Source organism: Pyramidobacter sp. YE332, from assembly GCF_033060595.1.
Classification (GTDB): domain Bacteria; phylum Synergistota; class Synergistia; order Synergistales; family Dethiosulfovibrionaceae; genus Pyramidobacter.
The window spans coordinates 2,326,769-2,340,608 of record NZ_CP133038.1; the positions used below are offsets into that span (position 1 = coordinate 2,326,769).

At 63.1% G+C, this 13,840-nt stretch carries 12 protein-coding genes; 4 read left to right on the forward strand and 8 right to left on the reverse strand.

Going from position 1 to position 13,840, the window contains the following annotated elements; genetic code table 11:
- Positions 1-25: 25 nt before the first annotated feature.
- Positions 26-1,279 carry an ATP-binding protein gene (locus RAH42_RS11035; protein ID WP_317539507.1) on the reverse strand — a complete coding sequence of 418 codons (1,254 nt, stop codon included), beginning with the start codon at positions 1,277-1,279 and terminating at the stop codon, positions 26-28.
- Positions 1,280-2,011: 732 nt separating this feature from the next.
- Here RAH42_RS11035 and RAH42_RS11040 point away from each other — a divergent pair.
- A complete protein-coding gene (locus RAH42_RS11040) occupies positions 2,012-2,230 on the forward strand; it encodes a hypothetical protein (RefSeq protein WP_317539508.1) in 219 nt (72 codons plus the stop codon).
- A gap of 10 nt (positions 2,231-2,240) precedes the next feature.
- Here the strand turns inward: RAH42_RS11040 and RAH42_RS11045 are convergent, their stop codons facing one another.
- The 4 genes from RAH42_RS11045 to RAH42_RS11060 are packed head-to-tail and all read right to left on the reverse strand — an operon-like array spanning position 2,241 to position 6,620.
- Complete coding sequence (locus tag RAH42_RS11045) at positions 2,241-3,464, reverse strand: ABC transporter permease (RefSeq protein ID WP_078015772.1); 1,224 nt, start codon at positions 3,462-3,464, stop codon at positions 2,241-2,243.
- Between the two features lie 15 nt (positions 3,465-3,479).
- Positions 3,480-4,178 carry an ABC transporter ATP-binding protein gene (locus RAH42_RS11050; RefSeq protein ID WP_317539509.1) on the reverse strand — a complete coding sequence of 233 codons (699 nt, stop codon included), beginning with the start codon at positions 4,176-4,178 and terminating at the stop codon, positions 3,480-3,482.
- Between the two features lies 1 nt (position 4,179).
- A complete protein-coding gene (locus RAH42_RS11055) occupies positions 4,180-5,352 on the reverse strand; it encodes an efflux RND transporter periplasmic adaptor subunit (RefSeq protein ID WP_317539510.1) in 1,173 nt (390 codons plus the stop codon).
- A complete protein-coding gene (locus RAH42_RS11060; protein WP_317539511.1) occupies positions 5,349-6,620 on the reverse strand; it encodes a TolC family protein in 1,272 nt (423 codons plus the stop codon). Before RAH42_RS11060 ends, RAH42_RS11055 begins: the two co-directional genes overlap by 4 nt.
- Before the next feature lie 168 nt (positions 6,621-6,788).
- On the opposite strand from RAH42_RS11060, the gene RAH42_RS11065 reads away from it, so the two are divergent.
- The 3 genes from RAH42_RS11065 to RAH42_RS11075 are packed head-to-tail and all read left to right on the forward strand — an operon-like array spanning position 6,789 to position 12,294.
- Positions 6,789-11,048, forward strand: a complete 4,260-nt coding sequence (locus RAH42_RS11065) for a DEAD/DEAH box helicase (RefSeq protein WP_317539512.1) — start codon at positions 6,789-6,791, stop codon at positions 11,046-11,048.
- A 56-nt stretch (positions 11,049-11,104) separates the two neighbouring features.
- Positions 11,105-11,644, forward strand: a complete 540-nt coding sequence (locus tag RAH42_RS11070; RefSeq protein ID WP_078015777.1) for a bifunctional adenosylcobinamide kinase/adenosylcobinamide-phosphate guanylyltransferase — start codon at positions 11,105-11,107, stop codon at positions 11,642-11,644.
- A 44-nt stretch (positions 11,645-11,688) separates the two neighbouring features.
- Positions 11,689-12,294 carry a uracil-DNA glycosylase gene (locus RAH42_RS11075; RefSeq protein ID WP_317539513.1) on the forward strand — a complete coding sequence of 202 codons (606 nt, stop codon included), beginning with the start codon at positions 11,689-11,691 and terminating at the stop codon, positions 12,292-12,294.
- Between the two features lie 126 nt (positions 12,295-12,420).
- On the opposite strand, the gene RAH42_RS11080 is transcribed toward RAH42_RS11075, so the two are convergent.
- The 3 genes from RAH42_RS11080 to RAH42_RS11090 all read right to left on the reverse strand — a co-directional run bounded on the left by RAH42_RS11080 (position 12,421) and on the right by RAH42_RS11090 (position 13,808).
- Positions 12,421-13,211 (reverse strand): IS5 family transposase gene (locus tag RAH42_RS11080; protein WP_317539161.1). Its coding sequence is split into 2 segments (ribosomal slippage): positions 12,421-12,840 and positions 12,843-13,211, totalling 789 coding nucleotides; the frame shifts between segments, so codons are not numbered across the junction.
- Between the two features lie 58 nt (positions 13,212-13,269).
- Complete coding sequence (locus RAH42_RS11085; protein WP_317539514.1) at positions 13,270-13,536, reverse strand: type II toxin-antitoxin system RelE/ParE family toxin; 267 nt, start codon at positions 13,534-13,536, stop codon at positions 13,270-13,272.
- An 8-nt stretch (positions 13,537-13,544) separates the two neighbouring features.
- The gene (locus RAH42_RS11090) at positions 13,545-13,808 is read right to left on the reverse strand and encodes a DUF6290 family protein (protein WP_078015780.1); all 264 of its coding nucleotides are present in this window, start codon (positions 13,806-13,808) and stop codon (positions 13,545-13,547) included.
- Positions 13,809-13,840: the final 32 nt, after the last annotated feature.

Sequence of the window (13,840 nt, forward strand, 5' to 3'; positions counted from 1 at the left end):
TGGATCTCCCATTCCTTCCCGGCTGTCAGAACAGTTCGACGCGATTCAGCAGAAAATCGCCAAGCGCGCAGTGGAAAATCCCGTTTTCGTCATAGTAGCTGTGCAACAAGTCCATGCGAATCACGATCTTTTTGAAAAAATCGTTCGTCAGCCACAGCGAAGCGAGCTCAGACGAAGTTTTGCTCTCCATGTCCATTCTCAGCGCCGACTGGATATAGATCCTTCTGTTCGTATCGTTGACGACGAAATCGATCTCTTTCCGCACGTTGCCTCCGCCAGCGCGGTCGCTGACTACGCCGACATCGACGGAATAACCTCGGCGGACAAGCTCATTGTAAATTACGTTCTCCATGATGTGTCCCGGGTCGAACTGCCGGTAATTCAGCCGCGCGTTGCGCAGGCCGAGGTCGGTATAGTAATATTTGTTGGGGTACTTGAAATACGATTTGCCCTTCACGTCAAACCGCTTCGCCTCGCTGATCAGGAATGAATCGAGGGAATACTGGATATAATTCGACACAAGCGAAGGATTCACCTTTTCCCGTCTCATGCTCGTCAGAGCGTTTGCGACGGCCGTCGGATTCGTCAGCGAGCCGATCTGCGAGGCGAGATAATCAAGGATGCCGTTCATCAGGTCCTCCCGCTCAACGCCGTTGCGCTCAGCGATGTCTTTCAGATACAGCTCGTTATAAAGAGACATGAGATAATCTTTCTTGTCTTTCTCATCATCGAGAGAAAGCAGGCGCGGCATCCCGCCATAAAGCATGTACCGGTCAAGCGCCGCGCGCTCGTCGCCGCCGACATGCGAGTATAATTCCGCAAACGACAGCGGATAAACGCGGATCTGCGTCGCCCGCCCACGAAATTCCGTCGCGACGTCGCTGGACAGCCCTCTGGAATTGCTCCCCGTCACGTACATGTCAAGATTTTTGTACGCTTTCAGCTCGTTCAGCATGTCGTAGACAGTCACAGAGATACCGCCACTTTCGCTGTCGAGCGCCGTCGAAGTCATCTGAACTTCGTCGAGCAAAAGATAAAACCGCTTTTTCGACTCTTTCTGGATCAGCGACTCGACAGACTCGCACAGGACGATCGGATTGCGGTATCGATAGAACCTTCGCTGATCGAGCGCGATCCTGACGATCTGTTCGTCCTTCACGCCCTGACTGAGCAGATAATCGTAAAACAGCTCGAACAGCAGCACCGATTTCCCGCAGCGGCGAAGTCCCGTGATGATCTTGATCTCTCCGTTCCACATGGCGCGAACGATTTTGTTCAAATAAAAATCCCGTTTAATCATATATTTCACCTCAAAGTCATATCGTAACCGTTATAACTACAATAATGATTATAGACTTCCATTCAGGAAAAAGCAATTCGTCCCTTCATCGTGCCGTTTCATCCTGACATGATTTTTGACAGGCATCGCATTCAGAATGAAATGAAAACCTCTCAGCGCCGAATATTCACTCAGGAAAAGGAGGGAACAGGCAACGGTAAATCCCCAACCACAGTCGCGCTCAGCGGTATGAATAAAGCCGCCTTAACGAACATAATCCTTCTTTTAAAAAGAGCACAAGACAGACAACAAACGTCACGCCCCCGGACCGATCGAAACGGTCCGGGGGCGTGACGTTATACGGTTTTAGGACTGCTAGTCGCTGCCGGCGGCGATGGCGAAGAAGAACGGGAACAGGAAGAGAAAGTCGTCCCGGTCGCGGCGATGCCGCCAATACCGCGGAGGCGGAGGCGGCGGACGGTGCCAGGCCGGCGGCGGGGGCGGCATCCTCCGTCCCCAGTAGGGCGGAGGCGGCGGCCCGGGGCGCCAATCGCGGCGCGGCGGGGGCGGTGGGGCTGGGCGGAAGCCGGGGTGAAAGGGCGGGGGCGGGGCAGGACGCCAGTCACGCCGCGGCGGAGGCGGGGGAGCAGGGCGAAAGCCTGGACCGCCCGGTCCGGGACGGAAAGGCGGAGGGGCGGGACGCCAATCGCGGCGAGGCGGGGGCGGCGCGTGATGGAAGCCCGGACCGCGCCCGAAAGACGGCGGCGGCCCGCCGTGGAATCCCGGCCCCGGCCGCGCGCAGGCCGCGCCCGCCAACGTCAGGACCGCCAGCGCCGACAGCGCCAGAAGAGCATATTTTCTGCCGGTGAATTTCATGTGAATACCTCCTTTAAAGGATTTACTCTGTGGAGCGTATATGAAAAAGCGGAGTTTACGCAAAAACGCCGCTGATCTTCGCGTCTCATTCGTATTTCAGCGCGTCGATGGGATCGAGCAGCGAGGCCTTGGCCGCGGGGTAATAGCCGAAGCCGATGCCGACCGCCGCGGAAAACACGAAAGCCAGCGCGATGGAACCGAACGTGAACACCGGCGGCGCCTGCGTGACCGAGGCCAGAGCATACCCCGCGCCGACGCCCAGGCAGATGCCGAGGATGCCGCCGATCACCGACAGCGTCACCGACTCGATCAAAAACTGCAGGCGGATGTTGACGCTCTTGGCGCCTACGGCCATGCGGATGCCGATCTCGCGCGTGCGTTCCGTGACCGAGACGAGCATGATGTTCATGATGCCGATGCCGCCGACGACGAGCGAGATGACGGCGATGGAAGCCAGCAGCATGGAGGTGACGCTGGTGGTCCTGCGGCGCGCTTCGAGCATCTGCGAAAGGCTGCGCACCGCGAAGTCGTCGGCCTGGCCGCCGCGGATCTTGTGGCGCTCGCGCATCAACATCGTGATCTCGCTGGTGATGTACGAAAGCGATTCCATGGACACGCCCTTGACCTGGATGGTGCCGACGCGACCGGGCGTGTTGTCCCACTTGACGAGGCGGCTCTGCGCCGTTTTCAGCGGCACGAGGATCAAGTCGTCCTGATCCATGAAGCCGCCGGTGGATTGTCCTTTCGCGGCGAACACGCCGACGACGGCAAAGGGCACTTTGGCGATGCGGATCGACTTGCCGACCGGGTCTTCGTGGGGAAAAAGTTTCTGCGCCACGGTGCTGCCGATCACGGCCACCTTGTTGCCCTGGCGCTGGTCCGATTCGCTGATGTTGCGTCCCTGCGCGATCGCGTACCCCTGCACGTCGCCGTACGACGGGGTGCTGCCGTAGACTGCCGTGGACCAGTTCGTGTTGCCGTAGACGACCTGCGCGCTGGCGTTCACGACGGGCGCCACGGCCGCGACGCCGGAGACGTTGGCGGCGATCGCCTCGGCGTCGCCTTCGGTCAGGTACTTGGCGGTGTCGCCGGTGGATTGGGCGTTGCGCTCGCGCATGACGGTGACGGAGTTGGTGCCGAAGGAGGCGATCTCCTCGTCGATCACCTTGTTGGCTCCCGCGCCGACGGCGAAGGCGGCGATCACGGCACCGACGCCGATGATGATGCCCAGCGTCGTCAGGAACGAACGGGTCTTGTTGCGCCGCAGGGCGCGCAGCGCGGTACGAAAAATCTCCACGAGGGAAATCATGAACGTTCACTCCTTTTAAGTGCGCCGATGTTCGTTAAGCCGGTCTTCGAGGATCACGCCGTCGCGGAAGAGCAGCTCGCGCCCGGCGAAGGCCGCCACGTCCGGTTCGTGGGTGACGAGGATGATGGTGATGCCTTCTTCGCGGTTGAGCCGCTGGAACAGGCGCATGATCTCGTCGCTGGTCTTGGAGTCGAGGTTGCCCGTCGGTTCGTCGGCCATCAGGATCGGGGCGTGGTTGACGATGCCGCGGGCGATGGCGACGCGCTGCTGCTGGCCGCCGGAAAGCTGGCTCGGCTCGTGATACAGGCGCTCGCCCAGCCCCATGCGCGCCAGGGCTTCCACGGCGCGCTCGCGGCGCTCCCTGGCATGGACGCCGGCGTAGAGCATGGGCAGCTCGACGTTTTCGACGGCGCTGGTGCGCTGCAGCAGGTTGAAGCCCTGGAACACGAAACCGATGGTGCTGTTGCGGATCGCCGCGAGCTCGTCGCGGTTCAGTTCCGAGACGTCGCGGCCGTCGAGGAAATATTGGCCGGACGTGGGCTTGTCGAGGCAGCCGAGGATGTTCATGGTCGTCGACTTGCCCGACCCCGACGGCCCCATCATGGCGACGAATTCGCCCTTTTCCACGACGAGATCGATGCCGTGGAGGATCTCCACCTGCCCGCCGCCGAGGCGGAAGCTTTTTTTGACGTTTCTCAGCTCGACGAGCGGCATCTTATTTCTTCTTTTCCGCTTGCAGGTTGAAGCCGACCAGCACCCTCGCGCCTTCCTCGAGGCCGGAAAGGATCTCGGTGCGGTCGCCGTCGCTGATGCCCTTCTCCACTTCGATCTTGGCGGGCTTTTTGCCGAGCAGCACGTACACGCCGGGCGTCTCCGCCACGGCCACGGTGCCGCGGCGGGAGGGCGGCCCCATGGCGATTTCGGTGCTGACGACGGGGCGGAAGCGCAGCGCCGCGTTGGGCACGAGCAGGACGTCTTTCTTCTCGGTGACGACCAGCGAGACGTTGGCCGTCATGCCGGGCATCAGCTTTTCTTCGTCGTTGGCGACCTTGACGATCACCGTGTAGCTGACGACGTTTTCGCTGGTGCTGGGCGAGATGCGCACCTGCGTGACCTTGCCGGAGAACGTCGTGTCGGCGTAGGCGTCGACGGTGAATTCGGCGTCCTGCCCCACTTTGACGCTGCCGATGTCGGCTTCGTCGACGTTGACTTCGACCTGCATCTGCTTGAGGTCGCGGGCGATCTCGGCGATGCTGGGCGTCTGATAGCTGGCAGCCACGGTCTGTCCCTTTTCCACGTTCTTGGCCACGACGACGCCGTCGACGGGCGAATAGATCTTCGTGTAACCGAGGTTGATCTCGGCCTTGCGCAGCGTGGCCTCGTACTGGGCCACGCGCGCCTGCGCGGCCATCACGTCGGCGCTGGCCGTCGACTGGGAAGCCACGTCGGCGTCGAGCTCGCTGCGGGCGATCAGATCTTTTCTGATCAGCTCGCGAGTGCGCTTCAGGTCGCGGTCGGCCTTGAGCAGCGTGGCCTTCGCCTTGGCCAAGTCCGCCTTGGCGGAGAGGACGTTGGCCCTGGCCATGTCGACTTCGGCCTGCTGGGTGCGGTCGTCCATCACGGCGATGAGCTGTCCCTGCGCGACCTTGTCGTTGTAGTCGACGTAGATGTCGTTGATGGTGCCGCTGATCTGCGTGCCGACGTCAACGGTCTCCTCGGCGCTCAGGGTGCCGGTGGCCTGGATGACGCTGCGCAGCGAACCGCGGGCGGCGACGGCCGTGCGGTAGCTCACGTCGGCGCTGGCGGCGCGCCGTTCGCTGTACCAGTACACGCCGCCGCAGCTGAGCGCGACGACGGCAAGAAGCGTGACGATCCTTTTCAGTTTCATGATCCGGAAACCTCCCCCATGGCTTTCTCGAGGCTGAGCCGCGCCTCCTTGTGATTGTAAAGGCTCGCGATCAGCGTCGTCTGCGATTGCGCGTAAGCGTCGACGGCGTCGGAAATCTCCAGGCTGTCGCCCACGCCAGCCCGGTAGCGGCTCAGCGCCAGATCGAGATTTTCGCGGGCCTGCCGCTCCGCCGCGCGGGCGGCGTCGATGGAAGCGGCGCTTTCCCGAAGGCTCTGCCAGGCCTGGCGCACGTCGAGCACGACGTCCTGCGCCAGCTTGTCGCGGTTGGCCCGCGCCACTTTCAGATCGGCTGTGGCGCCGGCCACGCGCGCTTTCGTCTCGCCGCCGTCGCCGATCGGGATCGACAGGCTGAGCCTGGCGTTCCACTGGTCGTCGTCGTAAAATCCCGAGCCGCCGAAGCTGTAGCCGGCGCTGGCGGTCAGATCGGGGGCATTGTTCAGCTTCGCCGCGGTCACGTCGGTCTTCGCCTTGTCCACCAGCAGATCCTGAGCGGCCAGGTCGGCGCGGTTCGCGGCCGCGCGCTTCAGCGCGTCGCCGAGGGCGATGTCCCATCGTTCGTATTCCAGTTCGTCGGCGACGCCGTCGATTTCCAGTTCGGGCGTTCCCATCGCCGAGGCGAGCCGGGCCTTGTACTGCTCCGCCGCGGACTCGGCCTTGATCAGCGAGAGTTTGGCGTTGGCCAGGTCGGTCTCGGCCTTGGTGACTTCGATTTTGGCCTTGGCGCCGGCCGAATAGTAGGATTTGGCCCAATCGAGGCGTTGCTGGTAATTTTTCACCTGTTCGTTTTGCACCGCCGTGTCGCGCACGGCCTTGTTCAGGCTGTAATAGGCGTCGCGCACGTCGGCGACCACGCTCTCGCGGGTGCGTTCCAGCGTTTCCCGCGCGGCTTTTTCGCCGAGCTTGGCGCTTTTCACGGACGCCTTCGTCTTGCCCCAGTCGTACACCGTCTGCGAGAGCGAAACGCCGGTGCTCCAGTCGCCGTCGCTGCCGCCGCTGTTCGCTCCCTTGGTGGAACCGTTGCGCGCGTAAGAACCCGTCGCGCTGGCTTTCAGCCGGCTGCCGGATGCGGAGAGCGAGGCGGCGGCATGGCGCGATTCCGCCGTTCCTTCGGCGGCCGTCAGGCTGGGATGGGAGGCCAGCGCCTTTTCGACGCACTGCGCCAGCGTCAGTTTTTCGCCGGCCATGGCGGGGACGCCGAGCAGAAGCAGGCAGCCGCCCAAAGCCAGAGCGCCGGTTTTTTTCCTCATGTGAGTCACCTCGTCGAATGATCTGTCCGTTCCGATTTCGTTGGCTTCAGTCTAGCGCCGCCCATTCCGTTTGGCATTGTCGAAAATACCAGTTCGCCCCCCGGTGAATTCCCTACTCCGCGCGGAAAGGCTATAATAACGACAGATGAAAAAGGCAGGTGACGCGCAGTGCAGCTTGATTTCGAACGGGAAAATTTGCTTTCTCTCTACCGCAAGACGGACGGCGACGAGAAGCACGCCTTGCGGATCCTGGCGGCGGCGGTCGGCCCCGTCGCGGCGGGCGCGTACGAGACGATGCTCCATTCCCGAAAAGCGGCCCGCATCTCGCCGACTCTTCCCGGTTTCGACGCGGCGGCGGCGCTGCAGCGCTGGAAACAGCTCGGGCTGGCCGGGCGCGAGCGGGGAGCCGAGGGCGAAGGCTGGTCCGTCGTTCTGCCCATCCGCGAGCTGGTCGCCCGCGAAACGGTGCGCGAAAACTCCTTCGCGCTGTATTGCGAAGCCGTGGAGAGCAAACTGCATCTGCCCTCGCTGCGCGCCGAATTCGGCGGCGGCTATCGGGTGTTCAGAGAGCTCTGGCGCGCCGTGTACTTCCTGCGCAAATATTTTTATCTGGGCGACTCCGAAAGTTTCATCCAGCTGGGAGCGCTCGACTTCGCCGGCGGGGAAGCCACCGAAGAGCAATGCCTGAGCGTTTTTGCCGCCACGGTGCTGAACAACCCCTTCGACCGCGAGATGTTTCGCGCCCTGCCGAAAGTCATGCGCCCCTTTTTCCTCGAAACGCTGCATCTGACGAGAATGAGCCCGGAACTGCGCGCCTTTGCGACCGACGCCGAAGAAGAACTCTGCCGGTCCGGCGACTTTCCGGAGCTGGCGGCCCTGCTGGCCGACCAGTACTGCCATGCCGGGCTCTTCGCGAAGGCGATGGAGCTGCTGCCCAAGCTCGACGACGCCGGTCGCGACCGCCTGCAGGCGGTCGACGCTCTGGTGCGCGGCGACCTCGAAGCGGCGCGCAAAAGCTACGCGCGCCTGGCGCGTCGTCCCAAACGCCGCGCCGGCAAGGCTCCGCCGCCCGTCAACCTTTGGGATCCGTTTTACATCCCGGTGCTGGCGGCGCTGCGCGAAACGCCCGACAAGATCGCCGCCGCCGCGCACAAGGAAAGCAACCGCACCGAATGGGCGCGCGGCGGGCGCCTTTACGACGCGCTCGGCGTCCTCGCCAAAGGAAGTTCCGCCAATCAGGCGGCGCTGTTCGCCGAAGACGATTTGGTCAAGACGCTCGACAGGGCCGTTCGCTCCATGCTGTGCGCCCCGCCCCGCCAGGACGAGAAAGCGCTCGACGAGCGGCTCACGAAGCTGATGGACTCCCTCGGGCTCGGCGCGGCCGACCTGTGCCATCTGCTGCTGGCGGCGCGCTGGATCGCGCCCCGGCTGGCCAGAACGTGGCGGGCGTTCTACCGCATCGCGGCGTTCCACCTGAACAGCCTCGGCATGTCGTTCGTCGCCAGCGAGCTGGAAGCCGCCGGCGAAGCGCTGGCAAGCCGACAGGACAACGGCTGGCACCCGCTTCGCGACCTGTTCAGCCCGCGTCCGCCGTGGGAGTACGCCCTCGACGCGCTGGAATCGCTCGCCGGCGACGCCGGCGGAGTCCGGAAGAAAGGCGAACGCCGCCTCCTCTGGCTCGTCGAGATCGCCAGACCGGCGTGGCTGGAGGAGGACGAACCGATCGTCGCCGTGCGCCCGCTCGAACAGACGCTGCAGGCCTCGGGGAAATGGAGCAAGGGGCGCGAGATCGCCCTTAGCTCCATCGCCAACGGGCTGGAACGCATCCCCAACCTGAGCGAGCAGGAACGCCGCGTCGCCGACGCCGTGTACGATCGCGGCTCTTACGGCAAGTCGGAGCTGTGGCTGGACGGAATGCAGGCGCTGCACATCCTCGCCGGGCTGCCCAACCTCGTCCGCGCCGACGACTTTTCGCCGCTCGAAGTGGTCAAAATCGAGCCGCAGCTGGAAGTGACCGCCGTCCCGTCCGGCTGCCGCATCCTCATGACGCCCGCCAACCCGCGGGGACGCGAATACGCGCTCAGCGAAGAGTCGCCGTCGCGGCTGCGCGTCACCCGTTTTTCGCCGGTGCATCTCAACATCCTCGCCATTCTCGGCGGCGAGGGCGCGCTCGTTCCCGAGGAAGCGCGCGCCCGCACGCTGAAGATCCTGTCCCGGCTGGCCGCGAACGTGACCGTGCAGTCCGAACTGGAGGGCGCGCCGCAGAGCGTCCCCGTCGAAGAAGCCAACGCGCGTCTGCACGTTCAGCTCTCGCCCTGCGGCGACGGCCTCAACGCGGAGATCGTGGTGCACCCGTTCGGCGGCGAGGGGCTTTCCTGCCGCCCCGGCGGCGGCGCGCCGACGCTGTTCGGCCTGAAAAAGGACGGCGCGGGGAACGAGCGGCGCGTGCAGGTCAAACGCGACCTCGCCGCCGAAGCGCGGAAGACGAAGGAACTTTTCGCCGCCTGCCCGGCGCTGGCCGAAAACGGCGATCCCGACGACGGGCGCGCGCAGCTCGCCGCTCCCGACGCGTGCCTCGAACTGCTTTTGCAGCTGCAAAAAATCCCCCACGTGACCGTCGAATGGCCGCGCGGCGGCGCCATGACCGTGCGCCGCGAGCTGGACGGAAGCGCCATGCTCGGCGCGATCCAAAGCGTCGGCACCGACTGGTTCGCGCTCTCCGGCACCGTCGCCGTCGACCGCGAACTGACGCTGTCACTGCGCCAGCTCATGGATCTGCTGCGGCAGCGCAAAGGCCGCTTCGTCCCCGTCGGCGCGGGGCAGTTCGCGGCGCTGACGCGGGAATTCCAGCGCCGCCTGGAAACGCTCGACGCCATGACCGACGCCAAGGGGCAGGAACTGCGCGTGCCGGCGCCGGCCGCCGCGGCCGTGGCGGAGCTGTTCGACGAAGGCGCTTTGGCCGCCGACAAAAAATGGCGCGAGCTGTGCGAGCGCTTCGACGAAGCGAGGGATCTCGCGCCCGAAGCGCCGCGCGCGCTGCGCGCGCAGCTGCGCCCCTACCAGCTGGAAGGATTCCGCTGGCTGGCGCGCCTCGCTCACTGGGGCGCGGGCGCCTGTCTGGCCGACGACATGGGGCTGGGCAAAACCGTGCAGACGCTGGCGCTGCTGCTGTACCGCGCCGAGGGCGGACCGGCGCTCGTGGCCGCGCCCACGTCGGTCTGCGGCAACTGGATCGAGGAGGCGGCGCGTTTCGCGCCGACGCTGAACGTCGTCGATTACCGCAGCGCCGGGCGCGAAAAGGCGCTCGCCACGCTCAAGCCCTTCGACGTCGTGCTGGCGTCTTACGGCCTGCTGCAGAGCGACGCGGAGTCGTTCGCGCAGAAACGGTGGCACACGGTCGTGCTCGACGAGGCGCAGGCGGTCAAGAACATGTCCACCAAGCGTTCCGCCGCCGTCATGGGGCTGCAGGGCGACTTCCGCATGATCATGACCGGCACGCCGGTCGAAAACCGCCTCAGCGAGCTGTGGAACCTGTTCCGCTTCCTCAACCCCGGCCTGCTCGGCTCGCTGGAGCGCTTCAACCGGCGTTTCGCTTCGCCCATCGCCGCGGGCGACGACGGCGCGCGGGCCCGTCTGCGCCGGGTGATCGCGCCGTTCCTGCTGCGCCGCGTCAAGGAGCAGGTGCTCGACGACCTGCCCGAGCGCACCGAAGTGACGCGCCGCATCGAACTGAGCCCGCAGGAATCGGCGTTCTACGAAGCGCTGCGCCAGTCCGCCGTCGAGGCCATCGACGCCGCCGGAAACTCTCCGGAGGCGGACAAGCGCTTCGCCATCTTCGCCCAGCTGATGAAGCTCCGCCGCTGCTGCTGCGCCGTCAAGCTCGTGTCGGAAAGCGTGGGCGCGGCGATCCCCTCTTCCAAGCTCGAAGCGCTGCTCGAACTTGTTGCCGAACTGCGCGAAAGCGGGCATCGCGCCCTGATCTTCAGTCAGTTCACCGACTATCTGCGCCTGATCGAACAGGCGCTCGCGGAACGGGGCGTGCCCTGTCTCTATCTGGACGGCGCCACGCCGCCGGGCGGACGCGCCGAACTGGTGCGCGCGTTCCAGGCCGGACGCGGCGACTGCTTTTTGATCAGCCTGCGCGCCGGCGGCACGGGGCTGAACCTGACCGGCGCCGATTTCGTCGTCCACATGGATCCGTGGTGGAACCCCGCCGTCGAGGACCAGGCCTCGGACCGCGCCTACCGCATCGGCCAGACGCGCCCGGTCGCCGTCTATCGCTTCGTGGCCGCCCGCACCGTGGAGGAGAAGATCGTCGACCTGCACCGCCTCAAGCGTCGCCTCGCCGACAGCCTGCTCGAAGGCGCGGACACGCCGCGTTCGCTCGATCTCGAGGCGCTGGCGGCGCTGATCCGCGACGAAGCGTGAGGAAGCGGCGCGTCCGCCGCGCCGGCAAAAATTTTCGATTGAAGGAGGCGTTACGCATGAACAGCGAATGGAGGTCGCCCTCGGGCGTCCAGGTCCGCATGGTGACGGGAGGATGGCGCAGCGGCGCCAGCGCTTTCGCGCTGAAACTGGCGCAGGACTGGGAGCGAAAAACGATCGTCTCCGCCCAGACCTCCACCGAGGAAGACATGCTGGAGCACATCGCGCTCTATCAAAAAGGCCTCGACGACGGCTGCGAAACCATCGTCGAGGGCGTTCATCTCGACCAGGCGCTCGACAAGGTCCGCGGCGGCGTGTGCATCGTCGACGACCTCGGCGCCTGGGTGAGCAACCTGACGAGCGGCAGTTTCCGCTTCACCGGCGAGACCTGTCCCGAGATCGAAGCGTTCGTCAGAAAACTGCGCCGGCCGCCCTGCGAGGTGATCGTCGTCACCCGCGAGCTGGGCATGGGGCTGCCGTCCGACCGGATCGCCGAGCGGCGCTACCGCGACGTCGTCGGCCGCCTCAACCAGCGCATCGCCGCCTTGGCCGCCTCGGTCTACCTGTGCGTCAGCGGGCTGCCGCTCAAGCTCAAATAATTCGTGTATAATACCCTCGAGAACTTTTCCGGGGAGGGATCCGCATGTCCGCACTCAGCGCGCTTCATCAGCGCGTCTGCCAATGTCGCAGCTGTCCGCTGGGACAGGCCGACGGCGTCCGCGAGGACGGCTCCGCCTTTTATCACGTGCCCGGCGAAGGGCCCGAAAACGCCCGCCTCATGATCGTCGGCGAAGCGCCCGGCGCCGAAGAGGAGCGCACCGGCCGCCCCTTCGTCGGCCGTTCCGGCCGTCTGCTCACCGAAATCCTCGCCGCGGCGGGTTTGGAGCGCGAAGAGATCTTCATCACCAGCGTGTGCAAATGCCGGCCGCCGAAAAACCGCACCCCGTTGCGGACGGAGATCGCCGCCTGCCTGCCGTGGCTCACCGCCCAGTTCGAGGCGGTCCGTCCGCATCTGGTGCTTACCGTCGGCAACGTGCCTTCGCAGACCCTGCTCGGCGTCAGGACCGGCATCAACGAGCTGCGCGGCCGCTTTCATCAATTTGCGTGGAACGGCCGAACCATGACGCTGCGGCCGCTGTTCCACCCCGCCTACCTGCTGCGCAACCCGCGCCGCGTCGAGGGCTCGCCGTGGGACAAAATGCTCCGCGACCTGGTCGAAGCGCGCGACTTTCTCGCCGGGCGAGGTTGAGCGCGCCGCCGGACGGGAGCCGCCGCAAAGACGCGAAAAAAATCAAAAAAGGTCTCGTCTGGAATGCGCATTCCAGACGAGACCTTTTTTATACTAGGGCTTGTTTAAAAAACATTTCAGCTTGTATTATTTCAATAAAATAACACTGGCAGCGACAAGAACAAAAGCGAAAAACGAAGCGTCAAGTTTGTCATAGCGGGTGAAAATTCTACGGAACCATTTGATTTTCTGAAAGAAACATTCAACCAAGTGTCGTTCCTTGTAAACATGCTCATCTATAAACCACGGTTCGGGATTATCGCTCTTCGGCGGGATAGTGTAACTTCCCTCCCGAGAAGTAATGTACTCTCTGATGGCTTGCGAACCGTAAGCCTTATCGCCGATGACGTTGCTCCCTCTGATTTCCGCTTGCCCGAGCAAGGACACGGCATGGCGGGAATCGTGGTCATTGCCGGGACTGAGCAGGAGCGCCAGCGGATTGCCTAAACCATCTACTATCGCATGAATTTTCGTATTCTTGCCGCCTCTGGACATGCCAATCGCTTGAGCCCCTTTTTTCCCCCTTCCGGGGTTTTCCCTCTCCCGTTGGCACTTTGATGTACTTTGCAGGACGTGGAGTCGATAGAGAGATTTTCCATGTCGGCATCAGCGCTTAGGGCGGCAAAGATCGCCTCGAATATTCCCCGCTGTTTCCACAGCCTGAAACGTGCGTAAACTGCCTGCCATTTGCCGTAACGCTCCGGAAGATCTCTCCATGGCGCTCCACTTCTGGCAAGCCACAGAATCCCATTGATGATCCTGCGGTTATCGTATTTTGCCGGGCGTCCACGTTGACCTGATTTCGGGTGTTCGGGCGGCAGCATTCTCTTGATTCGATTCCACTCGCTGGAGGTCAGTTCATATCTTCTCTCTTCCATGAGAAAAGTTTAAGCGATTGGATCGATTTAGGCAACTTTGACGTTTTTTAAACAAGCCCTAATTCTTGTAAATGCTTCCACGTGGGCCGACATCGAGAATCAAGATTGTTAAAATGCCGTGTTCTATTTTGACAATGACTCTGTAATCCCCAACGCGATAACGATACAATCCGGCGAGATTCCCTTTCAGGTCCTTGCCGCTTTGCTGCACCTCTTCCTTACAGGCCAACTCTTCTTCAATCCATTTTCTAATACGTTCGCGAATTGGCCTGTCAAGTCTTGCCATTGCTTTAATCGCCGCTTTAGCGTAGCTGATTTTATACAACACTGGAATTAGCGTTCCTTATCGCTTTGTTCCCAAACTGCACGCGCTTCTTCGGGTGTATAGACCGTTGGGTCTGCTTCGTATTCTGCAAGGGCTTTCATCGCGGCTTGGCGATCTTCTTCGTCTTCTATCCAATCTGCTATACGCGCCGCGATACATTCAGATATTGTCAGGTCTTTCGCGGCTGCATAGCCTTGAAGAAAGACGAGCGTTTGTGAAGGGATTGCGATTTCAATACTTGTTGTTTCCTGCGGCGTTGAAATATTAGGCATGATATATCACCTCATTGTTTGAGTGTACGAGA

Coding starts and splice junctions, on each gene's coding strand:
- RAH42_RS11040 (WP_317539508.1), top strand. CDS start 2,012: ATGGAAGCCCGGACCGCGCCCGAAAGACGGCGGCGGCCCGCCGTGGAA.
- RAH42_RS11045 (WP_078015772.1), bottom strand. CDS start 3,464: ATGATTTCCCTCGTGGAGATTTTTCGTACCGCGCTGCGCGCCCTGCGG.
- RAH42_RS11050 (WP_317539509.1), bottom strand. CDS start 4,178: ATGCCGCTCGTCGAGCTGAGAAACGTCAAAAAAAGCTTCCGCCTCGGC.
- RAH42_RS11055 (WP_317539510.1), bottom strand. CDS start 5,352: ATGAAACTGAAAAGGATCGTCACGCTTCTTGCCGTCGTCGCGCTCAGC.
- RAH42_RS11060 (WP_317539511.1), bottom strand. CDS start 6,620: ATGAGGAAAAAAACCGGCGCTCTGGCTTTGGGCGGCTGCCTGCTTCTG.
- RAH42_RS11070 (WP_078015777.1), top strand. CDS start 11,105: ATGAACAGCGAATGGAGGTCGCCCTCGGGCGTCCAGGTCCGCATGGTG.
- RAH42_RS11075 (WP_317539513.1), top strand. CDS start 11,689: ATGTCCGCACTCAGCGCGCTTCATCAGCGCGTCTGCCAATGTCGCAGC.
- RAH42_RS11090 (WP_078015780.1), bottom strand. CDS start 13,808: ATGCCTAATATTTCAACGCCGCAGGAAACAACAAGTATTGAAATCGCA.